Annotated in this window: 20 protein-coding genes and 2 pseudogenes; 9 read left to right on the top strand and 13 right to left on the bottom strand. The window is 69.9% G+C overall.

Going from position 1 to position 21,436, the window contains the following annotated elements; all coding sequences use genetic code 11:
* Positions 1–84 precede the first annotated feature (84 nt).
* Positions 85–762, top strand: a complete 678-nt coding sequence (locus tag ABZO29_RS01165; protein WP_367318239.1) for an ArsR/SmtB family transcription factor — start codon at positions 85–87, stop codon at positions 760–762.
* Positions 759–1,940: a cysteine desulfurase family protein gene (locus ABZO29_RS01160; protein ID WP_367318238.1), complete on the top strand. Its 1,182-nt coding sequence runs from the start codon at positions 759–761 to the stop codon at positions 1,938–1,940. The genes ABZO29_RS01165 and ABZO29_RS01160 overlap by 4 nt, the downstream gene beginning before the upstream one ends.
* Before the next feature lie 139 nt (positions 1,941–2,079).
* Here ABZO29_RS01160 and ABZO29_RS01155 read toward each other — a convergent pair whose 3' ends face one another.
* Positions 2,080–2,820: a hypothetical protein gene (locus ABZO29_RS01155; RefSeq protein WP_367318237.1), complete on the bottom strand. Its 741-nt coding sequence runs from the start codon at positions 2,818–2,820 to the stop codon at positions 2,080–2,082.
* 134 nt (positions 2,821–2,954) lie between these two features.
* Positions 2,955–3,599, bottom strand: a pseudogene (locus tag ABZO29_RS01150) (ABC transporter ATP-binding protein); the annotation flags it as partial.
* Between the two features lie 309 nt (positions 3,600–3,908).
* On the opposite strand from ABZO29_RS01150, the gene ABZO29_RS01145 reads away from it, so the two are divergent.
* Positions 3,909–5,138, top strand: coding sequence for a sensor histidine kinase (locus tag ABZO29_RS01145; protein WP_367318236.1), 1,230 nt, complete (start codon positions 3,909–3,911; stop codon positions 5,136–5,138).
* Positions 5,135–5,809, top strand: coding sequence for a response regulator (locus ABZO29_RS01140; protein WP_367318235.1), 675 nt, complete (start codon positions 5,135–5,137; stop codon positions 5,807–5,809). Before ABZO29_RS01145 ends, ABZO29_RS01140 begins: the two co-directional genes overlap by 4 nt.
* Positions 5,810–5,963: 154 nt before the next feature.
* Here ABZO29_RS01140 and ABZO29_RS01135 read toward each other — a convergent pair whose 3' ends face one another.
* A complete protein-coding gene (locus ABZO29_RS01135) occupies positions 5,964–6,137 on the bottom strand; it encodes a hypothetical protein (protein WP_367326418.1) in 174 nt (57 codons plus the stop codon).
* Between the two features lie 155 nt (positions 6,138–6,292).
* Positions 6,293–6,673 (bottom strand): annotated as a pseudogene (locus ABZO29_RS01130) (transposase); the annotation flags it as partial.
* A 253-nt stretch (positions 6,674–6,926) separates the two neighbouring features.
* On the opposite strand from ABZO29_RS01130, the gene ABZO29_RS01125 reads away from it, so the two are divergent.
* From ABZO29_RS01125 to ABZO29_RS01110, 4 genes are all read left to right on the top strand, one after another.
* On the top strand, positions 6,927–8,813 hold the full coding sequence (locus ABZO29_RS01125) for a pentapeptide repeat-containing protein (RefSeq protein ID WP_367318234.1): 1,887 nt from the start codon (positions 6,927–6,929) through the stop codon (positions 8,811–8,813).
* A 129-nt stretch (positions 8,814–8,942) separates the two neighbouring features.
* Positions 8,943–10,205 carry a hypothetical protein gene (locus tag ABZO29_RS01120; protein ID WP_367318233.1) on the top strand — a complete coding sequence of 421 codons (1,263 nt, stop codon included), beginning with the start codon at positions 8,943–8,945 and terminating at the stop codon, positions 10,203–10,205.
* A gap of 268 nt (positions 10,206–10,473) precedes the next feature.
* Positions 10,474–10,890 carry a transposase gene (locus ABZO29_RS01115; RefSeq protein ID WP_367318232.1) on the top strand — a complete coding sequence of 139 codons (417 nt, stop codon included), beginning with the start codon at positions 10,474–10,476 and terminating at the stop codon, positions 10,888–10,890.
* A gap of 203 nt (positions 10,891–11,093) precedes the next feature.
* Positions 11,094–11,567, top strand: coding sequence for a hypothetical protein (locus ABZO29_RS01110; protein WP_367318231.1), 474 nt, complete (start codon positions 11,094–11,096; stop codon positions 11,565–11,567).
* A 162-nt stretch (positions 11,568–11,729) separates the two neighbouring features.
* Here ABZO29_RS01110 and ABZO29_RS01105 read toward each other — a convergent pair whose 3' ends face one another.
* From ABZO29_RS01105 to ABZO29_RS01065, 9 genes are all read right to left on the bottom strand, one after another.
* Positions 11,730–12,380: a CoA transferase subunit B gene (locus ABZO29_RS01105; RefSeq protein ID WP_367318230.1), complete on the bottom strand. Its 651-nt coding sequence runs from the start codon at positions 12,378–12,380 to the stop codon at positions 11,730–11,732.
* Entirely contained in the window at positions 12,380–13,135 is a 756-nt protein-coding gene (locus ABZO29_RS01100; RefSeq protein WP_367318229.1) for a CoA transferase subunit A, read from the bottom strand. Before ABZO29_RS01100 ends, ABZO29_RS01105 begins: the two co-directional genes overlap by 1 nt.
* A gap of 101 nt (positions 13,136–13,236) precedes the next feature.
* Positions 13,237–13,989, bottom strand: a complete 753-nt coding sequence (locus ABZO29_RS01095; RefSeq protein ID WP_367318228.1) for an SDR family NAD(P)-dependent oxidoreductase — start codon at positions 13,987–13,989, stop codon at positions 13,237–13,239.
* Positions 13,986–14,957, bottom strand: a complete 972-nt coding sequence (locus ABZO29_RS01090; RefSeq protein ID WP_367318227.1) for a fumarylacetoacetate hydrolase family protein — start codon at positions 14,955–14,957, stop codon at positions 13,986–13,988. Before ABZO29_RS01090 ends, ABZO29_RS01095 begins: the two co-directional genes overlap by 4 nt.
* 106 nt (positions 14,958–15,063) lie before the next feature.
* On the bottom strand, positions 15,064–15,996 hold the full coding sequence (locus ABZO29_RS01085; RefSeq protein WP_367318226.1) for a VOC family protein: 933 nt from the start codon (positions 15,994–15,996) through the stop codon (positions 15,064–15,066).
* Between the two features lie 4 nt (positions 15,997–16,000).
* Positions 16,001–16,999, bottom strand: coding sequence for an amidohydrolase family protein (locus ABZO29_RS01080; RefSeq protein ID WP_367318225.1), 999 nt, complete (start codon positions 16,997–16,999; stop codon positions 16,001–16,003).
* A complete protein-coding gene (locus tag ABZO29_RS01075) occupies positions 16,996–18,126 on the bottom strand; it encodes an FAD-dependent oxidoreductase (protein WP_367318224.1) in 1,131 nt (376 codons plus the stop codon). The genes ABZO29_RS01080 and ABZO29_RS01075 overlap by 4 nt, the downstream gene beginning before the upstream one ends.
* A gap of 22 nt (positions 18,127–18,148) precedes the next feature.
* The gene (locus ABZO29_RS01070; RefSeq protein ID WP_367318223.1) at positions 18,149–19,111 is read right to left on the bottom strand and encodes a cyclase family protein; all 963 of its coding nucleotides are present in this window, start codon (positions 19,109–19,111) and stop codon (positions 18,149–18,151) included.
* Positions 19,108–20,109 carry a fumarylacetoacetate hydrolase family protein gene (locus ABZO29_RS01065; protein WP_367318222.1) on the bottom strand — a complete coding sequence of 334 codons (1,002 nt, stop codon included), beginning with the start codon at positions 20,107–20,109 and terminating at the stop codon, positions 19,108–19,110. Before ABZO29_RS01065 ends, ABZO29_RS01070 begins: the two co-directional genes overlap by 4 nt.
* 126 nt (positions 20,110–20,235) lie before the next feature.
* Here ABZO29_RS01065 and ABZO29_RS01060 point away from each other — a divergent pair, with 126 nt between their 5' ends.
* On the top strand, positions 20,236–21,168 hold the full coding sequence (locus ABZO29_RS01060) for a LysR family transcriptional regulator (protein ID WP_367318221.1): 933 nt from the start codon (positions 20,236–20,238) through the stop codon (positions 21,166–21,168).
* The last annotated feature ends 268 nt before the right edge of the window (positions 21,169–21,436 follow it).

Genomic DNA, 21,436 nt, shown 5'->3' with positions numbered 1-21,436 from the left:
GTCCTCCAAGATCTCGGGAACGGGGGCGTGTGGTCACACCCACCAGACTCATCTACAATAATCCATGGATTTATGGAGGATGGCATGCCGGAGCACACGAAGAGCGCGACGAAGGCGCGGCTGTACGACGCGTTCGCGGCCAGCGGCAAGGCGCTGGCCAGCGGAAAGCGTCTGGAACTGCTGGATCTGCTGGCTCAGGGCGAGCGCACCGTCGACGCGCTGGCGAAGGCGGCCGGGCTGAACCTGACCACCGCCTCGGCGCATCTGCAGACGCTCAAGCAGGCCGGGTTCGTCGCCACCCGGCGTGAGGGGGTGCGCATCTACTACCGTCTCGCCGGTGACGACGTCGCCCAGCTGTTCGCGCTGCTGCGCAAGGTCGCCGAAGCCCACCAGGCCGCCGTGCCCGCCGCCCGGGATGCCTATCTCGGCGAGGACGCCGCCGACGAGCTCAGCCGTGAGGAGCTTCGGGTGCGGATCGCCGCCGGGGACGTCGTCGTGCTCGATGTGCGGCCGGTCGAGGAATACCGGGCCGGGCACATCCCCGGTGCGCTCTCCATCCCGGTCGAGGAACTGGCGGACCGGATCAGCGAGCTGCCCGAGGAGATGGAGATCGTCGTCTACTGCCGCGGCGAGTACTGCGTGCTGGCCTACGACGCCGTGCGGCTGCTGACCGACCGCGGGCGGCGGGCAGTCCGTCTCGACGACGGCATGCTGGAGTGGCGGCTGTCGGAGCTGCCCGTCGATGCCTGGGACCGGACGTGAGGGGCCCGGGCAGCGCCCTTACGCCGCACCCGGGCCTGGCAGGCGGGCCGGTCTACCTGGACTACAACGCCACCACGCCGGTCGATCCGCGCGTCGCCGAGGCGATGTGGCCGCATGTGACCGACTTCTTCGGCAACCCCTCCAGCAGCCACTCCTTCTCCCAGGAGCCCCGCCGGGCACTTGTTGAGGCCCGCGCCCAGGTCGCCGGTCTGATCGGCGCCCGGACCCGCGAGATCGTGTTCACCGGTTCCGGATCCGAAGCCGATCTGCTCGCCCTGCGCGGTGCGGTCCTGGCCTCAGGGCGCATGCACCCGCATGTGATCACCCAGGCCACCGAGCATCCGGCCGTCCTGGAGACCTGCCGGGCCCTTGAACGCCTGCACGGCGCACGGCTGACCGTGCTGCCCGTCGACGGCGACGGGCTCGTCGAGCCGGCCGCCCTTGCCGCTGCCTTCACCGAGGACACGGTGCTGGTGTCGGTGATGGCGGCGAACAACGAGACCGGTGCCCTCCAGCCGGTCACGGAACTCGCCGCGCTCGCCCACGAGCACGGCGCGCTGTTCCACTGCGACGCCGCCCAGGCAGTGGGCAAGATCCCCCTTGACGTCGGCGAGCTGGGTGTGGACCTGCTGACGATCGTGGGGCACAAGATGTACGCGCCGAAGGGCGCCGCCGCCCTCTTCGTACGCGACGGGGTACGGCTGGAGCCGGTCGTCTACGGCGGCGGACAGGAGCGCGGCCTGCGCGCGGGGACGGAGAACGTCGCCCTGGCCGTCGCGCTCGGCACCGCCGCACAACTCGCGGCCGACGAACTGGCCTCCGGCGCCCCTGCCCGCATCGCGGCCCTGCGCGACGATCTCCATCAACGGCTCGCCAACGGGCTGTCCGGCCGCGTGCACCTCAACGGCCCCGACAAGCAGCGCCTGCCCAACACCCTGAATGTCAGCGTTCACGGCGTCCTCGGCCACGAACTCCTCGCGGCCGTTGGCCAGATCGCGGCCTCGACCGGCTCGGCCTGCCACAGCGGCACCCACACACCCTCCCCGGTGCTCACCGCCATGGGCCTCGATGCGGACCGCGCGCTCGGCGCACTGCGGCTGTCCCTGGGCCGCTGGAGCACGGTCGAGGACATCGAGTCGGCGGCAGCCGCCCTCGTCCGGGCGGCTGCCGCGCGGTGACCAGGCCGACCGGCCTGATGCAAGAAGAACCGCCCCTCGCTCACAGGAGCCACCGACAGACGGAGAATCCCCGTGCCTCACGGTGGGGAGGCGGAGGTCAACTTGGCCGGACCGAACGCCCAGTGGACATCGGACGCGGTCACGACACGTCGCGTCGCATGCTCGTGCCGACTGCCAGGATCGCGAAGACGAGCGTGTAGATCACCAGGACGGTTCCGCCGCCCCAGCGTGGCAGCAGGTCATTCGACATCATGGGCTCGGCGGCGGCGCCGAGGGCCTGGCCGGCATTGAAGGGCAGCCAGCGGGCGAGGTCGCCGGTCAGCTGACCGACGATGCCTTCGACGAGGGCTACCCAGGCCAGCGCGGCGGCGATGGCGCCGACCAGGCTGCGGATGAGCGCGCCGACGCCCACGCCCATGGCGGCGAACGCCGCGTTCCAGGCGATTCCGCCGCCGATCGTGGTCCACATCGCCGGGTCCGCCCACGCGAAGGACACGCCCTTGGCCGACCACCAGGCGGCCGAGACACCGAGGCCGACGAATGCGCTGACCGCTCCGGTAAGCGCACCGAAGACCGCGTAGACCAGGAGCTTCGCGCCGATGACAGGCCCGCGCGCGGGCGTGCTCAGATAGGTGTCCGTGATCGTCTGGTGCCGGTACTCCCCGGCGACCGCGAGGATCCCGAACGTGAGCGAGAACAGCGAGGCCAGTCCCACGTGCGCGAGCGCCTGGCTCTGCGCGACGGCGTCGAGTGGCTTGTTGCCGGAGATCACGAGGCCGCTGCTGCCCGCGGCGACCAGCAGGGGCGATGCGGCCAGCAGCAGCCATGGGCTGCGGATGGTGCGCAGTTTCAGCAGCTCGGTGCGGATGAGGATGTTCATGTCGCTCGCTCCTCGCGGGCTCAGCCGCGGGCCGGCGTCGTCGTGGCGCCGGTCGCGGGGTCGGTGTCCGGGTTCGAGGTGAGCCTGAGGAACGCGGCTTCGAGTGTCTCCGTCCTCGCGCCGGTGAGCTCGGCCAGTGTCCCGGCGTAGCGCAGGGTGCCGGCGGCGACGATGATCACGCGGTCCACGGTCTGTGCGACCTCGCTGAGCACGTGACTGGACATGAGGACGGTGCGACCCTCGGCGGCCAGGCCGCGCAGCAGGTCGCGCAGCTCGGCCATGCCGGCCGGGTCCAGACCGTTGGCCGGTTCGTCGAGGACGAGTACGCGCGGGTCGCCGAGCAGGGCGGAGGCCAGACCGAGGCGCTGGCGCATGCCGAGCGAGTAGCCGCCCACCCGCCGGTCCGCGGCGTCGGTCAGTCCGACCCGCTCCAGCACCTCCTCGACGCGCGAGTACGGGATTTCCGCCGCTCGGGCGAGGATCCGCAGGTGGTCGCGGCCGCGTCGGCCGGGGTGGAACCCGGTGGCCTCCAGCACGGCGCCGACGGACCGCCTCGGCTTGCTCAGCTCGGCGTAATGGCGGCCGTCGATCAGGGCCCGCCCGGCAGTGGGCGTCACCAGGCCGAGGAGCATGCGCAACGTGGTGGTCTTACCGGCTCCGTTGGGACCGAGGAATCCGGTCACGACGCCGGGTTCGACCTCGAACGTCAGCCGGTCGACCGCGGTCACCGCGCCGTAGCGCTTGGTCAGGCCGTCCACCGTGATGCCGCCGCCGCTCATCGTGTCCTCCGGTGCGGAGCCGTCCTGGGGTGCTCAGCCGTCCTCCTACGTGGAGGCGGCGGAGAAATGGGGTGCATCGGAGTTCTCCTCTTCCATGGCGCTGCTCGACTCGGCCGGTGCGCCCGGCACCGGGAGCCGTAATCGACCCTCACCACGCTCCCGTCTAGGCCACCGCCTGTCGTCGGCCGGGCACGGTAACGACGGCTACCGCGCTTGCGGTGGTCACGCGGCCGACTGCCGCGTGCGCGGTAGCCCCTGCTGCCGCACAGGGGCGACGGCGTCATGGGCGGGCCCGCCTATCGTGAAGGCATGAATGCCATCGGCCACCTGCGTCGCACCGTCCGTCGGCATGCGCATCTGGCGGACGCGGCGATCGCTCTGGCCGTGTTCGCCGCCACCCTGGTGACCGCATACGGGGGCCGCTCCGCCGTCGGGGGCAACCCGACCGCCGCTGTCGTCGTCGCCGCGCTCGGCTGCGGGGCACTGGCCGCGCGGCGCCGTCGCCCGCTGGCGACCCTCGGTGTCAGTGCGCCGGCCGCGGAGGTGTTCCTCGCCTGGAGCGGCAGCACCAGCGGAGAGCTGATCCTGCTCGCCCCGTTGATCGCCCTCTACACCGTCGCGGACCTGGTCGAACGCCGGCCCGGTCTGTTCCTGGGCGGGGGCGCTGTGGCCGCGCTCGCCATCGTCCACGCCGTGCACAAGCCGGCGCTGCTCGGCCCGCAGAACCTGGCGTTCATCGCGCTCGGCGGCCTCGCAATCGCGGCTGGTGACTCCTCACGCAACCGCCGCGCGTACCTCGCCGAGGTCGAGCAGCGCGCCGAGCGCGCCGAACGCGAGCGCGAGCAGGACGCGCGACGCCGGATCGCCGAGGAACGGCTGCGCATCGCCCGCGACCTGCACGACGCCGTGGGACACCAACTCGCCCTCATAAGTGTGCAGTCCAATGTCGCCGGGCAAGCGCTCGGCCACGACGCCGCGTCGGCACGCGAGGCCATCGCCCACGTGAAGTCCGCCAGCCGCAGGGCCCTGGGCGAACTACGCGACACCGTCACCCTGCTACGGCAACCCGGAGAGGCCGTCGCCCCCACCGCGATCCCCGCGCCCGGCCTGGACGGCCTCGTGGAACTGCTCGCCTCGCTGCGCGCCTCAGGCTTGGACATCGAGCGCCGAGTCGAAGGCACCGTACTCCCGCTCGCCCCCGCGGCCGATCTCACCGCGTACCGCGTGATCCAGGAATCGCTGACCAATGTCTACAAACACTCCGACGGGCGGCAGGCACGTCTGACGTTGTTCTACGACCGCGACGAACTGCGCATCACCGTGGACGACTTGGGTGCCGGCCGTGCGGCCGACGGCCAAGATCTCGCCCGTGCCCCCGCCCCCGCCTCGGCCGACCGGCACGGCATCGTCGGCATGCGCGAACGCGTCCTGGCCCTCGGCGGGCGCTTCACCGCCGGCGCACGCGCGGACGGCACCTTCCTGGTGGCCGCGGCCCTGCCCTACCAGCCCCTCGACCTCTCCCTGGAGAACGGCCCGTGACCATTCGCATCGTCATCGCCGAGGACCAGCCCCTGGTGCGCACCGGTCTCAGGGCCCTGGTCGAACCGGCACCGGACCTGGAGGTGGTCGGCGAGGCGGGGGACGGGCGTGAGGCGGTGCGACTGGCCAAGGCGGCCCGAGCGGATCTGGTTCTGATGGACATCCGGATGCCGGTCCTCGACGGACTCGCGGCGACCCGCCTGATCACCGGGGACGAGGACCTCGCCGGAGTGAAGGTGCTGATCCTCACCACCTTCGAGATCGACGAGTACGTCTTCGAGGCGCTGCGCGCCGGGGCGAGCGGCTTCCTCGGCAAGAGCGCCGACGCGCAGGAACTGCTGCATGCGGTCCGCACGGTCAGTCGGGGTGACGCGCTGCTGTCTCCCGCCGCGACCAGAACCCTCATCAGCCGGTTCCTCGCCGCCCCCGCCATGCCGCAGCCCATGGACGAGACCGCCCGCCGCGGTCTGGAGGCGCTCACCGACCGGGAGCGGCAGATCACCACGCTGGTGGCCACAGGCCTGTCCAACGACGAGATCGCCGCGCAGCTTGTGCTCAGCCCCGCCACCGTCAAGACGCACGCCAACCGCGCCATGGTCAAGGTCGGCGCCCGCGACCGAGCCCAACTCGTCGTCTTCGCCCACCGCAGCGGCCTCGCCGAATCGACATAGTTCGTCCAAAAGGCCTGCGCGAGGAATGGGACCCGCGGATCAGCCCCGCGCTGCAGACCGCCCATACCTATGCCTCCGCCGGCCGGGTCGCCACCCTGACCGCGCCAAGGATCCGAAGCCAACGTCGGCGACGCCGCCCAGCCAGGCGAGCGGGCTATTCCAGCAGGGCAGTGAAGCGCCGGGCGAAGAGGTAGGCGTCACCAGGCCACCGGGCGGACAGATACCGGCCGTCCTGGACGACGAAGGCGGGGATGTCGTCGGTCGCCGTACCGCGCAGCTCGATCGGTCCGCGCTCGAATTGCGCGGGGTCGTCGAGCGCGGCGGCCACTTCGTCCTGGACGTACGCCGGGTACGTCCGGTGTTGACTTGCACCTCGGGCTGAAGCCCGAGGATTCTGGGCTTCCCTACCGGTTGTTGTGCCGCTACGCGGCACGGTTTCCGGTGGGGAATCCGTGGCTTCCTGTCTCTTCGCGCTGTGCCGGGAACAAGCTCCAGCGTCCTCTGCTCCAGCCCGTGCTCGATCAGGCGGGCCCGGAACAGGCTCAGCACAGAGGCGTCGAACCCCGGATCACCCAGCTCAAGGCCGAGGAGGAACTTCCAGTCCATGCGAGCCCGCACCTGGTCAGCGGCCTGCCGGTCGGTCAGCCCCTCCGCGTGCTGCAACACCGACACCAGCGCCAACGCCCCCGGCGACACCGCAGGACGCCCCCGCGAAGGAAACGCCCCGGCAAACGCCGCATCCCCAAACAGCGGGCCCAGCGCCTCACGGATCCGTACCGCGAGCGTCCCCTTGGGAAACGCCGCCCGCACCACCCGAGCCGTAAGCTCCGGCACCCCCACATCAGCCCGAGACGCCAGCGACATCCTTCTCAGCCCTCCCACGATCACAGCAACCATGGAGGACCAACGACACCCGCCTGCCCGAATCATGCTTTTCTCAGCAAAGTCCTGAAAACCGATGCAATGCCACCGTTATGGGCAGCTCAGTGGGTGGTTGTGGCGTCTGAGCTGCTCATTTGCATGATGGACATGCCCGCCGCGGGGCCTGAACCGGCCTCGGTCCCCCGAGCGTCCATGTAGGCACCCGACACATACCCGTCCGTGGAGCTGCCGTGTCATGAGCACCCCCTCACCTCCCTCCTGGCCGCACTGTGGGCACGGCGCGAACACGGCCACCGCTCCGGTCGGTTGCCAGGGCATTCACGTCCCTGGCTATACCGCATGCCTGGCCCACCTCACCGAAGTTGACCGCACCACCTACCTCGCCAGCCTGGCCCCCGGCGCTGACATCGACCACCGCGGAACGGCCTTCACCCAACAACTACTGGAAGACCTTCTCAACGCCCTCAAAGACCCCTCAACCGGCAAACCCCACCTCGGCGACGCCATGTTCGCTGGTGCGCAGTTCTCCGGCGCCGCCGGGTTCACCGATGCACGGTTTTCCGGCCCTGCCGGGTTCACCGATGCGTGGTTCTCCGGCCCTGCCGAGTTCACCGATGCGCGGTTCTCCGGCGAGGCCATATTCGTCGGTACGCAGTTCTCCGGCACCACCTGGTTCCACCGCACGCAGTTCGCCGGCGAGGCCACGTTCGGCGATGCGCAGTTCTCGGGTGAGGTCCGGTTCCACGGGGCACAGTTCTTCGGCGATGCCTGGTTTTCCCATGTACAGTTCTCCGGCCACGCCTCGTTCTACGAAGCGCAGTTCTCCGGCATCCCCTCGTTCGGCGAGGCACAGTTTTCTGGCTATGCCACGTTCGACGGGGCGCAGTTCTCCAGCCACGCCATGTTTGCCTCGGCTCAGTTTTCCGACGACGTTTCGTTCGACGGGGTGCGGTTTGAAGACGCGCCGGTTTTGGGGCCGCTGGTGTGTGCGGGACAGGTGGTGCTGTCGGGGGCGGTGTTTGTCCTGCCGGTGACATTAGAGATAGCGGCGCAGGAGGTGGTGTGTGAGCGAACGCGGTGGGAATCGACTGCAACGATTCGCGTGCGGTACGCGGCGGTGGACCTCGGGCACGCGGTTCTGGCGGCCCCCGTCGCGGTCATCGCCCACCCAGCCCCCTTTCACTTCACCTACAGCGACAGCCCTGTGAGTGAGGACCTGCTGGCGGGCCCCGGTCGGCAGCCGAGGTCCCCAGACCAGGTCCGGGTCGTCTCTGTACAGGGCGTGGATGCCGCGCACCTGGTGCTGACCGACATCGACCTGGCCGACTGTCTGTTCTCCGGGGCCTTCCACCTCGACCAGCTCCGCCTCGAGGGCCGCACCACGTTCGCCCCCACCCCTATCGGTTGGCAGCGCCGCGGCTTCCGGCTTGTGCATTTCACCCGCCGACGTACTCTTGCCGAGGAACACCACTGGCGCGCCCACATCGCCGACCAGCCCCTCCCCGCCGAAGGCGCGGCGCCGGAAGCCCGGCTGTGGCGTCCTGGACCGCATCACACCGACCCCGCCCGCACGCCCGGCCCGGAAGACGTTGCCGCGCTGTACCGGCAGCTACGCAAAGCGTTCGAGGACGGTAAGAACGAGCCCGGCGCCGCCGACTTCTACTACGGCGAGTGCGAGATGCGCCGCTACGACACCACCGGCACCACGGAGGGCGAACGCCGCCTGCTGTGGGGGTACTGGCTGCTGTCCGGCTACGGCCTGCGCGCCTCCCGTGCCTTCACATGGCTGCTCGCCGCTATGTCACTGACGGTGCTGCTGCTGATGGCCTTCGGCCTGCCTGCCCGCGATCCCGAGCCCGCCACGACCGGTACCCTGAGCGGCAGCAAGATCAGTCTCAACACCAGCACCCCCGACCCCACCCTGCACAGCGGATGGTCGCAGCGGTGGTCTTGGGCGCGAACAGAGAAGGCCACCCGCGTTGCCGTCAACTCCGTGGTGTTCCGCTCCAGCGGGCAGAATCTCACCACCGTCGGCACCTACATCGAGATGACCTCCCGCCTTCTCGAGCCCATCCTCCTTGCCCTCGGCGTCCTCGCCATCCGCGGACGTATCAAACGCTGACATGCCCTACTTGCCTGTACCACCAATCATGCTCCTGAGCTGCACAACAACCCCTTGTCCCCGTAGACGACGTCGTCTCGGTCTGTTCAACAAGCCTGAGAAGACCGGAGGTTGGGAATGCTGAGCAGCATGCGGATCATGGACGGCGCTGAGCTTCTTCACCGCGAAGCAGTGTGGCTGCGGGAGATCGCGTCACGGACCCGTCGGTATACCGCGGCTCTCCCCGATCTCGATGATGAGGAACTCCGTGGTGTCCGGAAGGCCGTGCTGCACGCCTGGATCCGCTACCGCTACCCGATCAGCCTCCAGTTCGTGACCAACTATGTTGCTATTGCCGCCACCGCAATTGGGATGGCGGTGGCCTCTTCTGCGGTCGGCGGTGTCGCCGTGCTGTTCGCTATGGACAGTGACGGTTCCGCGGCTCGCGCTCCTTGGTGGCTCTTCCCGCTGGCGACCTGGGCTGCGGTGTGTCTCAGCCTCCTCGTCAACGGTCGGGCCGACCTGCGTCAGGTCATGTCTTTGGTTCATCGTCTGGGCTTTCGGGGCACCGTCCGGCGCTTGGCGAGCGCGCACGTTGGGAACTGGTTCGTGCCCGCAGTGGCGTTGGCTCTCGTCATTGTCGCTGTTGTAGCTGCCTGGCTGACCGTCGTGACCGCACTCTCCGCCTCCACCGGCCAGCAACTGATCACCGCTGCGGCAGGGCTGTTCGGTGCGGTACTGGGTCTAGTGGGGAACCGGTGGATCCTCACAATTCAAGAGTTCCTCCGCCGCAAGTACCGAGCGCCTCATGGACCGCGTCCCCTCGATGGCCTACTCGTCGAGCTCGTCGCGGCCGCTGCGGTGAGTTTCGAGGTGCGCGTCCACTGGTGGGATCTACGAAACATCAAGATCGTCCGGCGCCGCCTTGCGTTCGCGATCGCGGCTGCCCAAGAAACATCGGTCATCCGGCGTAGAACCTCGGTCAGGGAACTGGCCGCCAGACGCCACGCGCGACAGTTCCGCGCGACCCTGGCCGAACTGATCCGGCGTCATGACCGTGCGGTCACTCAGGTTCACACGGCCGAAGAGTACGACGCCATCACCTCTTCACTGCGTGCAGGGGTCATCGCTCTCGCCGCAGAAGACTTGACGACGCTCATGCAGCACAGCGCCGCCGAACCGTCGGTTTCCCGGCTCGCAAGGCTGGTACGGCGGACTGGCTCCAGCCTCGTCCTCGTGGTCTTCGCCATGGTCATCCCGTTACTGCCCGGAGTGGACAGCGCCACCGGTGAAGGCGTACGCGTGATCTTGCTCATGACAGCTGCTCTGACTCTGACCCCGGCCAGTGATCTCGCTTCCAGCTCCATCCGATCCGCGCTCGAACGATCGCTCTTCGCCAAGAGCACCAACTGACGCCCGCAGTGCGGGATATGTGGGACTGAGCCGGAGACGGTCGGAAAGGGATGACCTACCGAGGATGGGGTGATGGTAAGAACCGCGCCACGAGCCACAAACGAGCACCGTTCTCGAGGGGAGATGCCTTGTCGCCGACCTGTTCCCGGTGCTGAGGCCGTGGGAGGGAAGGTTGTTCTCTGCCATGCACCTGCTCCGACAGCCCTTCGCTGACCAGCAGCGATGCTCTGACCACCTGTGCTGAAGACGGCAGATTTCCTACCGCATCATGGGATCTGTGGTTCGTGGCGCGGTCTTACCATCACTCCGGATTGGCGGCCCCCGCCGTGAGGATCTCGATTGTTTTCGCGATGTAGTCCTCCACGGTGCGCACGTGGCGGTACTGCCACACGCTGCGGGTGACCTCGCGCTCCCAGGACCCGTCGCTGAGATGGGCGCCGTTGGTGATGATGGCCGGCTCGTTCAGGAGCAGGTCGGGCAGCATATTGACGGCCGGTCCGATCCGGCCTTCCGCACCAAGCCGCAGCTGTCCGCCGCCCTCGCGGCCCGGGCCAAGGAGGCGGGCTTCGCCTGCGGGGCCGTGGTCGCCGACTGCGCCTACTCCACCAGCGACGACTGGTACCACGCGCTGCGCGAGGCCGGCCTGCCCTACGTCGTGGCGCTCAAGCCGCACCGCAGCACCTGAGCCCAGGCCGACCAGCCGCACACCCCCATCGAGGCCGCCCACGCCCCGGCCGGGACCGACCCGGAACATCCGGGTGACTGGACGCCGGTTGAGCGCCATTTCCGCGACGGGCACTTCGAGACCTGGTGGGCCGCCGACGCCGGCCTGGGCGGCTACGGCCCTGATTCCCGTGCCGCCTGGTAGTGGCCACTACCGATCCGGGCTTGCTGCCGGAGAAGGCCACCTGGTACCTGGCCACCAACCTGCCCCGCCCCGACGCCCCACACGCCGCCACCGGCCCGCACCCGCCAGCCGACCTCGCCGAAATCGTGCGGCTCTACGGGCTGCGGCCGTGGATCGAGCAGAGCTACAAGCAGATCAAGGATGAACTCGGCTGGGCCAACTTCCAAGTCCGCTCCGACCGCGCCATCCGCCGCCACCAGATCCTGGTCAACTGCGCCTTCTCCTTCTGCTGGGACCAGTGGTTCGCACCGCCCGGACCACTCGATACCACCGCGCCGGATCCGTGCCTGATGACGGGCCAGAGAGGGGGCCCGGCCACACCCCACCAGCACCAACTGCCCGCCAGCCCAGAGCCTTACGGGCCGTCCGTTCCTGGCTCACCCCCGCCGTCACCCTCCACCGGTGGTGGCAAGCCTGGACGGACAAGGGCCCGCTCTCTGAGCTCCAGGCCCTGATCGACGCGGTTGCCGTCGGACACGGTCTTGATCTCTACTGCCGGATTTGACGAACTACCGGTATGGCGTGTCAGGGCGTGCTCCTGTGGCCCGGCCGGTCGTTTCCGCGTCGGCTTCCCGATGACTGGGACAGCCGCCTCCGGTTCGGCGGCTCGTTTGTCGTCAACAAGCAGCCGACAGGCTGTCGAGGCGCAAGGGGGCACCGGTGCGCGCTGCGACGTGGTCCACGGTGACGCCGGGCGCGGTTTCGACGAGGGCGAGGCCGGCGTCGGTGATGTCGAGGACGCCGAGGTCGGTGATGACGCGGTGGACGCAGGCCTCGCCGGTAAGGGGGAGGGTGCACTCCTTGAGGATCTTCGGGGTGCCGTCCTTGGCGGTGTGTTCCATGAGGACGATGACGCGGCGGGCGCCGTGGACGAGGTCCATGGCGCCGCCCATGCCCTTGACCATCTTGCCGGGGATCATCCAGTTGGCGAGGTCGCCGTGTTCCGAGACTTGCATGGCGCCGAGTACGGCGGTGTCGATGTGGCCGCCGCGGATCATGCCGAAGGACAGAGCCGAGTCGAAGAAGGAGGCTCCCGGCAGCACGGTGACGGTTTCCTTGCCTGCGTTGATCAGGTCGGGGTCGACCTCGTCCTCGCTCGGATAGGGGCCGGTGCCGAGGATGCCGTTCTCGGAGTGCAGCACGACGTGCACACCGGGCGGTAGGTGGTCGGGGATGAGGGTGGGCAGGCCGATGCCGAGGTTGACGTAGGAGCCGGCGGTGAGTTCGGCGGCGGCGCGGGCGGCCATCTGGTCGCGGGTCCAGGGCATCAGGAACGTACCGTCCTCTTCTCGATGTGCTTGTCGGCTGCTTGCGCCGGCGTCAACTCCACGATCCGCTGGACGAAGACACCGGGCAGGTGGACCATGTCGGGGGCGAGTTCGCCGGGTTCGACCAGTTCCTCGACCTCGGCGACGGTGACGCGGCCGGCCATCGCGGCGAGCGGGTTGAAGTTGGCGGCGGCGCGGCGGAAGACCAGGTTCCCGTGGCGGTCGCCACGCCAAGCCCGTACGAGGGCGAAGTCGGTGGTGATGCCGTGCTCCAGAACGTACGCGCGGCCGCCGAACTCGCGGATCTCCTTGGGCGGGGAGGCGACGGCGGCGGAGCCGTCGGGGGCGTACCGCCAGGGCAGTCCGCCGCGTGCGACCTGGGTTCCCACGCCTGCCGGGGTGTAGAAGGCGGGAATCCCGGCCCCGCCGGCTCGCAGGCGTTCGGCGAGGGTGCCCTGGGGCGTCAGCTCCACCTCCAGTTCCCCGCTCAAGTACTGGCGGGCGAACTCCTTGTTCTCACCCACGTACGAGCTGGTGACCCGGCTGATGCGACCGGAAGCGAGCAGCACGCCCAGCCCCCGCCCATCGACACCGCAGTTGTTGGAGACGACCCGCAGGCCCGACGTGCCCTGCGCATGGAGGGCCTCGATGAGGGCGCCGGGGATGCCGGAGAGGCCGAAACCCCCGACGGCGAGCGAAGCGCCGTCAGGAATGTCGCCGACCGCCTCGGTGGCGCTGGCGATGACCTTGTCCACGGTGTTGCCCGTTCCTTTCAGTGGGGAGGGCCGGCCGAGCGGTCGACCAGCCGTCGCTGACGACGAGTTGGGAGCCGGAGCTGCTTTCCGGTCCAGCCGTTTCACGGGCCGTCCGCTTGCAGCGCGTCCGAGACGGACTTGACGCCGCCGTGCGCGGTGAGCCCACCGTCGACGGCGATCTCTGCGCCGGTGATGAAGGACGAGTCGTCGGACAGCAGGAAGACGACCAGGGGAGTGACCTCGCCGACCGTGCCGGTCCGCCCCAGGGGCGTCTCGCGGATGTTCGCCTCACGGAAGGCGGGCGCGGCGGAGGCGGTCATCTCGGTCTCGATGTATCCGGGGTGGATGGTGTTGACCCGGATGCCCCGGGGCCCGAGTTCGAGCGCCGCGGTCTTCGACAGGCCCCGCAAGGCCCACTTGCTGGCCGTGTAGGCGACCGGATAGTGGCCGGTGAGAGCGGCGGAGGAACCGACGTTGACGATGGAGGCACCGCGTGACATCAGCGGGGCGAGGTGCTGGATGCCGAGAAGCGGGCCGGTGACGTTGACGGCGTGGACGCGGTGGAAGTCGTCGGTGCGCACGTCGCCGATGCGGGCGCGCCAGGTGATGCCCGCGTTGTTGACCAGGCCGTGAACCTGGCCATACGCCTCCTTCAGTTCGGCGGCGAGTTCGGCCCAGTCCTCGTCGCTGGTGACGTCGAGCCGGCGGCAGCCGGGGGCTCCTGTCACATCGGTGGCGATGACACGCGCGCCTTCCCTCGTGAGGGCATCGGCCTCGGCCGCCCCCTGGCCGCGGGCCGCTCCGGTGATGACGACGACCTTGCCGAGCAGCCGCTTGCTGTGGAGTTCGCTCACGGCCGCTCCCGCGAGCGGCGCCTGCCGACCGGCAGGGCGACGGGTTCGGGACCGGGCACGACGGTGTTGGAGACGGTGCCGATGCCCTCCACCGTGAGGGTGACGACGTCGCCCGGATTCAGCGGGGGCGGCGTCTGCTCGCCACGCAAACCCCACAGCTCTGCCAGGCAGCCGCCATTGCCACAGGTGCCGGAGCCGAGGACGTCACCGGGAACGACGCGGGTGCCACGGGAGGCGTAGGCGACCATCTCCTCGAAGGTCCAGCTCATGTTCGACAGCAGGTCCTTGCCGACGATCTCGCCGTTGACCTCGGCGGTCAGGGCCAGACGCAGGAAGCCGTCGGGGTCGCGGAAGGGCTCCAGCTCGTCGGCGGTGACCAGGTACGGCCCGAGCGTGGTGGCGGTGTCCTTCCCCTTGCAGGGGCCGAGGCCGACCTTCATCTCGGCGGACTGCAGGTCGCGGGCGGACCAGTCGTTGAAGATCGTGTAGCCGACGATGTGGTCGCGGGCCTGTTCGGGGGTGAGGTCGCGGCCTTCGACCCCGATGACTGCGGCGACCTCGAGTTCGAAGTCCAGAACGCTCGATCCCGGGGGTACAGGGATGTCGTCGTACGGGCCGAAGACCGCGTAGGGATTGGTGAAGTAGAAGGTCGGGGCGGCGTACCACTGCTCGGGCACCCCGGTGGCGCCGTCCACGGCCCGCCGTACACCCTCGACGTGCTCCTCGAAGGTGACGAAGTCCCGCACGGTGGGCGGCTGGAGCGGTGGCAGCAGCCGCACCTCGGACACGTGGGGGCCCGGCGGGACGTCCAGCGTGGCGGCGCCGGCGCGCAGGAGCGCGTCGAGTCCGTCGCCGCGGCTGATCAGCTCCGTGAGCGAGCGCGCCCCGGGGACCGAGTGGAGGGTGCCGTCCTCCTCCACGACGGCGACCCGGCGCTGGTGTCGGTGTTCATAGGTGGCGAATCGCATGCACGGCTCCAGGTTCCGGCGGTCTTCGACAGCGGTGGAAGCCGGGGACGCGGCAAGGGCGTCAGGGCGGTGACAGGGCCACCGCGTCCCCGGGGTTCGAGGGGGGTCAGACCGGCGGGGCCACGAAGCAGCCGCGGTCGGGGTCGTTGAAGGACTCCTTGGCGACCAGTTCGTTCATCGGGTTGGCGGTGCCCCACTGGTCGGTGACCTCGGGCTGGGAGAAGTCGTAGACGTGGGGGTGCCAGGTGTCCTCGTCGAGGCATTCCAGCTCGGTGGTGTACTCGACGGTGTTGCCGTGCGGGTCGAGGAAGTAGGTGAAGGTGTTGTCGCCGGCGAGGTGCCGGCCCGGGCCCCAGATCTTCTTGAAGCCGGCCCGCATCACCCGGCCGGAGCCGCGCATGTACTCGTCGATCCCGCGCATCTCGAAGGAGATGTGGTGCAGGGAGGCGTGCGGGCCCTTGGCGATGGCCATGGAGTGGTGCTGGTTGCTGATGCGCATGAAGTGCATCGCCTCACCGATGTTCGGGTGCATGAGGGTGTCGGAGAGGCGGAAGCCGAGGTGGCGCTCGTACCACTCCCGGGTGCGGTTCAGGTCGGGGGAGTTGAGGACGACGTGGGACAGCTTGACCGGGATCGCCTCCTTCTCCTCGATCCTGCGGTGCTGCCGCACCTCGACGTCGGCCGAGACCTCGATGGTGCGGCCGTCGACGTCGAAGAAGCGGAAGCCGTAGCCGCCGCCGGGCGTGTCGATCTTGCCCGGCTGGGAGACCAACTGCACGCCACCGGCGAGGAGTTGCTCGGCGAGGGTGTCCACGTCGGCCGGGCTGCCCGCGCCGTAGGAGACCAGGTCGAGGCGCTTCTCGTCGGCCCTGCGCAGCCGAACGACGTACTGTTCGGGGCTGCCCTCGGCGGCCAGGAAGGAGATGCCGGAGTCCTCGGCGACCTTGGTCAGTCCCCAGACGCCGGCGTAGAAGTCGAGCTGTTTGTCGTAGTCGGGCACCGCCAGGTCGACGTGCCGCAGATGGGTGAGCAGGCGCATGAGTTCAGTCCTTCCGAAGGAGGGCGGCCGCGTTGCCGCCGCGTACGGCGTGGAAGTCGGAGTCGGACAGCCGCGCGGCGCGCAGGGCGCCGACCGGGTCCTCGGTCCCCATGTCGAAGGGGAAGTCGGAGCCGAGCAGCACCCGGTCGGCGCCGACGACCCGGATCAGCTCCCGCAGGACGTGCGGGTCGTGGACCAGGGAGTCGAAGTACAGGCGCCGCAGATAGCTGCTGGGTGGATGGGCGCAGCCCGCGCCCGCGTCGGAGCGGGCCGACCAGGCGTGGTCGGAGCGGCCGATGTGGGTGGGGAGGTAGCCGCCGCCGTGCGCGGCGATCAGCTTCAGGCCCGGATGGCGGTCCAGTACGCCGGAGAAGATGAGGTGGGACAGCGCCACCGCGTTCTCCGTGGGCTGGCCGACGGTGTTGGACAGGTACCACTGGTCGAGGCGTTCGTCGAGCGTGCAGCCGAAGGGGTGCAGGAACAGGATCGCGCCCGTCTCCTCGGCCCGCGTCCACAAGGGCTCGTACGCCGGGTCCGACAGCTCGCGGCCCGGCGCGTGCGAGGAGATCTCCACTCCCGACAGGCCCTGGTCCAGGGCGTGTTCGAGGGCGAGCACGGCCTGCTCCGGGTGCTGCAGCGGGACCAGCCCGAGACCGTGCAGCCGGTCCGGCGCCTGGGCGCAGTGCGCGGCCGTCGCCTCATTGGCGAGCCGGTACACCTTCTCGGCCGTCGCCTCGTCCGCCCAGTAGTGGTAGTGCGAGGGCGACGGGCTGACCAGCTGCACGTCCACGCCCTGCGCGTCCATCGCGGCGAGGCGTACGGCGACGTCGGTGAGGCGCGGGATGCGCTCGCGCACCATCGGCCCGCTCACGGCGAGGGCGGCCGGACCGTTGCGGCGGGCGTCCAGCGCCCGGGCCGCCGCGAGGTCGGGGTGATCGGCGACGGCCTCCTCCACCTCGAAGACCAGGAGGTGGGCGTGGACGTCGACTGTCGGTGCGGTCACGGCAGTTCCCTGAGCGGGGTGAGGGTGCGGGCGATCAGACCGGGTACGTCGGCGTCGCGCACGCCGTCCAGCTGCCACTGCCCGAGCTGGACCGACGCCTCGACGACCGGCCGGACCCGCCTGATGCGGCGCTCGTAGAACTCCTGGAGCAGTGCGTCGTCCCAGTCCCGCCCGCCGGTCAGCAGCTCGGCCAGCACGGAGGCGTCCTCCAGGGACAGGGCCGCCCCCTGGGCCAGGGTGGGCGGGCAGCAGTGTGCCGCGTCGCCGATGAGGACGACCCGGCCGCGATGCCAGGAGCCCTCCACCAACAGGCGGTCGAACCAGGTGTAGTTGACCTTCGCCGGGTCGGTGATGTGCTCGGTGATCTCGGTCCAGTGGCCGCCGTAGCTGCGCGCGAGCCGGCGCATCTCGTCCGCGTAGGTGGCCGGGTCGATGAGGGCGCGGTCGCGGCAGGCCTCGACGACGTACGCGTAGATGGTGGTCTCGCTCGTCGGGCAGTACCCCGCGATGTACGCCGGGCCGCCGTACGCCAGGTCCGTGCGGACCAGCCCCTCGGGGCGTGGGGCGGGGGCGCGCCAGATCGCCATGCCGGTGGGCTCGGGCTTATCGGTGATCCCGATCGCCGCGCGGGTCGCGGAGTTGAGGCCGTCGGCGGCGATCACCAGGCCGTAGCGGCCCTCGGTGCCGTCGCTGAACCGCACCGAGACGCCCTCGGCGTCCTGCTCCAGGGTCTCGGCGGTGGTGCCCAGGCGCAGGTCGGCGCCGGAGGCGCGGACGGCGTCGATGAGGATCTGCTGGAGCCGCGGCCGCTGCATGCCGACCGTGGCGGGCAGGTCGTCACCGCCGGTGCGGATGTCCTCGTGGGCGAAGAGCAGCGTGCCGTCCGGGGCGGTCACACCGAGCGACCCGAAGGCGAACCCGGAGGCCTCGACCTGTTCCCACACGCCGAGTTCGCGCAGCACGCGCAGCGCGTTGCCCTGCAGTGTGATGCCGGAGCCGGCGGTGGCGTTCCAGTCAGCCCTGGCCTCGATCAGGTCCACCTCGACGCCGGCGCGGCGCAGCAGGACCGTCACGGCGTTGCCGGCGGCGCCGCCGCCCACGACGAGGACTCTGCTGGTGTTGCTCATGGGGAACTCCTTCGTTCCGCTGTTACTTGACGGCGATCGGATTGACCGGAGAGCCGACGGCTCCGGTGATGGGCAGCGGTGCGGCGGTCAGCCAGAACTCGTACACGCCGTCGACCGCGCAGTCCTCGGCGAGCGACTCCAGGTCCCACATCTCACCGATCAACAGGCCGATGTGCGGGATGGCCACCTGGTGCAACGGCTGGAAGGCGTGCTCGAACTCGTTGGGCCGCACCTCGAAACCCCAGGTGTCGGTGGCGATCGCAGCGATCTCGCTGCCGTGCAGCCAGCCTGCGGTGGTGAACGACAGCCCGGGGGCCGCGCCGCCTGCGTAGTCACCCCACCCCTCGCGCCGGGCACGGGCAAGCTGTCCGGTACGCACCAGCACGATGTCGCCGCGCCCCACGGTCACCCCGTGCGCCGCCGCGGTCGCGGTCAGATGCTCCTCATTGATCGCGAAACCGTCCGACAACTCGCCCCCGGTGCCTACGGCCCGGCCCACGTCGAGGAGAACGCCGCGTCCCGCGACGTACGGCGCCATGTGCTCGATACCGGTGACGAGGTCGCCCTCGGAGGTGACCACCTTCTCGGACGCCCGACCGTTCCAGGCCTTGCCGTGGTCGAAGATGTGGCCGAGCCCGTCCCACTGGGTGGAGCACTGCAAAGGCATGGCGATCACATCGTCGGCCCCGCCGATGCCGTGCGGGAAGCCCTGAATACCCAGGGCCGCGTCGGTGCCGGTGTCCAGCATGGTGTGCACCGGGTTGGTCCGCCGGCGCCAGCCCTTCTGCGGACCGTTCATGTCGAACCGCTGGGAGAGGGAGAAGCTGACGCCCCGCCGGACCAGCGCCGCGCCCTCGCGCCGCTTGGCCGCGTCGAGGAAGTTGAGGGTGCCGAGCACGTCGTCCTCGCCCCAACGCCCCCAGTTGGAGCACGCCTTGGCCGTGCGCGCGATGGAGCCTTCCGGATCATGGCGGTTCAGGGTCACGACGCGGCCTCCGCCACACATCGGGTGCGCTGCACACCGAGCCCGGTGACCGAACCCTCCATCACGTCGCCGTCGCGCAGCAGCCGACCCCAGTGCATGCCATTGCCGGCCGGGCTGCCGGTCAGGATGAGGTCACCGGGCAGCAGGCGAGCGGTCTGGGAGGCGTACGCCACCATCCGGGCAACGCTGAAGATCATGTCCTTGGTGGACTCGTCCTGCATGGTGTCGCCGTTGAGCCTGAGCGTGACGCGCAAGTCGTCCGGGTCGGCGATCGACCCGGCGGGCACGATCCAGGGTCCCAGCGGGGTGAAGCCGGGTGCGTTCTTGCTGCGCAGCCAGTCGGTGCCGATCTGCGGCATGTCCCGGCGGAAGACGGTGGCACGGTCGGTGAGGTCGTTGGCGATCGTGTACCCGGCGACATGGTCGAGGGCACTCTCGGCGGACACCCGGTGGGCCGGCCGGCCGATGACAACCGCCAACTCCAGCTCCCAGTCCGGCTTTTCAGCCCAGGAGGGCAGTACGACATCGTCATACGGGCCGGTGATCGCGCTTGGCAGGCCGATGAACATGTACGGCAGGTCCTCGGCCGCCCGCCGGTCCATGATCTCGGCTGCCTCGGCGCGCCGATCCTCCTCGGAGCGGTCGTCGGCGGGGTCCCGGTGGGCCACGTGCAGGTCGATCACGTGCTGCCGGTAGTTGGCTCCCGACTGCAGCACCTGACGCGGCTCGATGGGAGCATGCACCCGGAAGTCCGCCAGGGGCCGCCGTTCGGTCCCGGGGTCGGCGGCGAGCTTGTGCAACAGGGGGAGTGCGACCGCCCACCGCTCGAGCAGACCGCGCATCGTCAGAGCGTCGTCCCGCAGGGCCGCTCGGAGGTCGACTACCTGACTGCCGGCCGTGACCAGGGCGGGGAAGTGCGGCTGGCCCGGGGTCGAGAGGGTGGCGAGGGCGAAAGGGCCCGCGAACAGAGCGGATGCGGGTTCGGGTTTCACGGACATGTCCTCCTGATTGCAGGTGGGACATAATCTGAGGCCGCCCGCCCTGATCAGGGAAATCGATTCTGTGGATATTCGCGATCCGCGACGTTTATAATCGCTGATCAAAGTGTTGCTAAGGGGAGTCCCGTGAACCTGGCCCGCCTCGATCTCAACCTCGTCGTCGCGCTGCGTGCCCTGCTGGAGGAGCGCAACGTCACCCGGGCCGGGCGTCGCATGGGCCTCAGCCAGCCCGCCATGAGCGCCGCGCTCGCCCGGCTGCGCCGCCACTTCGACGACGACCTCCTCACCCGGGCCGGCGGCCACTACGAGCTCACCGCCCTCGGGCAGGTCCTCCTCGACCGCACGTCCACCGCCTGCGACCTGCTGGAACGCCTCTTCAGCAGTCAGGCCCACTTCGACCCGGCCGCCGAGAGCCGCCAGTTCACACTGCTTGCGACCGATTACGCCGTCGCCGTCTTCGGTAGCGAACTCGCCCGCGTCGTCCATGAAGAGGCGCCGGGTATCAGGTTGCGCTTCACCCAGATCCCGCCGACCGTGATCGACGACACCGCCACCCTGCTCAGCACGACGGACGGCCTGTTCATGCCGCACGGTGTGATCAGCGGCTTCCCCGCCACCGATCTCTACGACGACCGATGGGTCTTCCTCGTCGCGGACCACCACCCCGAGGTCGGTGACCGCATCACGACCGAGGACCTGGCCCGGCTGCCGTGGGTGACATACCAGCGCACCTATGACGCCCCGGCCGTACGCCAGCTCGGCATGCTCGGCATCGAACCCCACGTCGAGGTCTCCGTCGACAGCTTCCAGACCCTGCCCTTCCTGGTCGCCGGCACCCGTCGCATCGCCCTCGTCCAAGGGCGCCTCGCGGAGCGCCTGCGCGGCGTCGCCCCGGTACGGATCATGGAGCCGCCCTACGAGGCCGTCCCCCTCCGGCAGGCCCTGTGGTGGCACCCGGTCCACACCCGCGATGCCGCGCACATCTGGCTGCGCGAGACGGCCGCGCGCGTCGCTGCCTCCCTCACCGGGCCGACCACCCGCCATCCACAGGCTGGATGAACACGATCCAGGAGTTTGATCGCGCAGAGGGTAGCCGCCCGGGGGAGCCTGGCCCATAGTCGTGCCAGTTCCTGACGCCCGCTCTCGGGCGCATCCCCATTGGGTGCACCTGCGCCCCGCAGCCTGGCACGGCCACGGCCACCGCGGGGGCGCGGTTGCGCGCCCCCGCCCCCGCCCCGTGGAGGCCTCGCATGCCCGGATTCCTTTCCCCACCCGTGCCCGCCGACGGCACCGCCGCCCAGAACACCGAGCCCGCGCCCGAAGCCGG

Origin of the sequence: Streptomyces sp. HUAS ZL42 (genome assembly GCF_040782645.1) — a bacterium.
In the GTDB taxonomy this organism is placed as follows: Bacteria; Actinomycetota; Actinomycetes; order Streptomycetales; family Streptomycetaceae; genus Streptomyces.
This window is presented reverse-complemented; position numbering and strand designations above follow the sequence as displayed.

Coding starts and splice junctions, on each gene's coding strand:
- ABZO29_RS01165 (WP_367318239.1), top strand. CDS start 85: ATGCCGGAGCACACGAAGAGCGCGACGAAGGCGCGGCTGTACGACGCG.
- ABZO29_RS01155 (WP_367318237.1), bottom strand. CDS start 2,820: ATGAACATCCTCATCCGCACCGAGCTGCTGAAACTGCGCACCATCCGC.
- ABZO29_RS01145 (WP_367318236.1), top strand. CDS start 3,909: ATGAATGCCATCGGCCACCTGCGTCGCACCGTCCGTCGGCATGCGCAT.
- ABZO29_RS01125 (WP_367318234.1), top strand. CDS start 6,927: ATGAGCACCCCCTCACCTCCCTCCTGGCCGCACTGTGGGCACGGCGCG.
- ABZO29_RS01120 (WP_367318233.1), top strand. CDS start 8,943: ATGCGGATCATGGACGGCGCTGAGCTTCTTCACCGCGAAGCAGTGTGG.
- ABZO29_RS01115 (WP_367318232.1), top strand. CDS start 10,474: ATGGGATCTGTGGTTCGTGGCGCGGTCTTACCATCACTCCGGATTGGC.
- ABZO29_RS01105 (WP_367318230.1), bottom strand. CDS start 12,380: ATGCCCTGGACCCGCGACCAGATGGCCGCCCGCGCCGCCGCCGAACTC.
- ABZO29_RS01090 (WP_367318227.1), bottom strand. CDS start 14,957: ATGCGATTCGCCACCTATGAACACCGACACCAGCGCCGGGTCGCCGTC.
- ABZO29_RS01085 (WP_367318226.1), bottom strand. CDS start 15,996: ATGCGCCTGCTCACCCATCTGCGGCACGTCGACCTGGCGGTGCCCGAC.
- ABZO29_RS01075 (WP_367318224.1), bottom strand. CDS start 18,126: ATGAGCAACACCAGCAGAGTCCTCGTCGTGGGCGGCGGCGCCGCCGGC.
- ABZO29_RS01065 (WP_367318222.1), bottom strand. CDS start 20,109: ATGTCCGTGAAACCCGAACCCGCATCCGCTCTGTTCGCGGGCCCTTTC.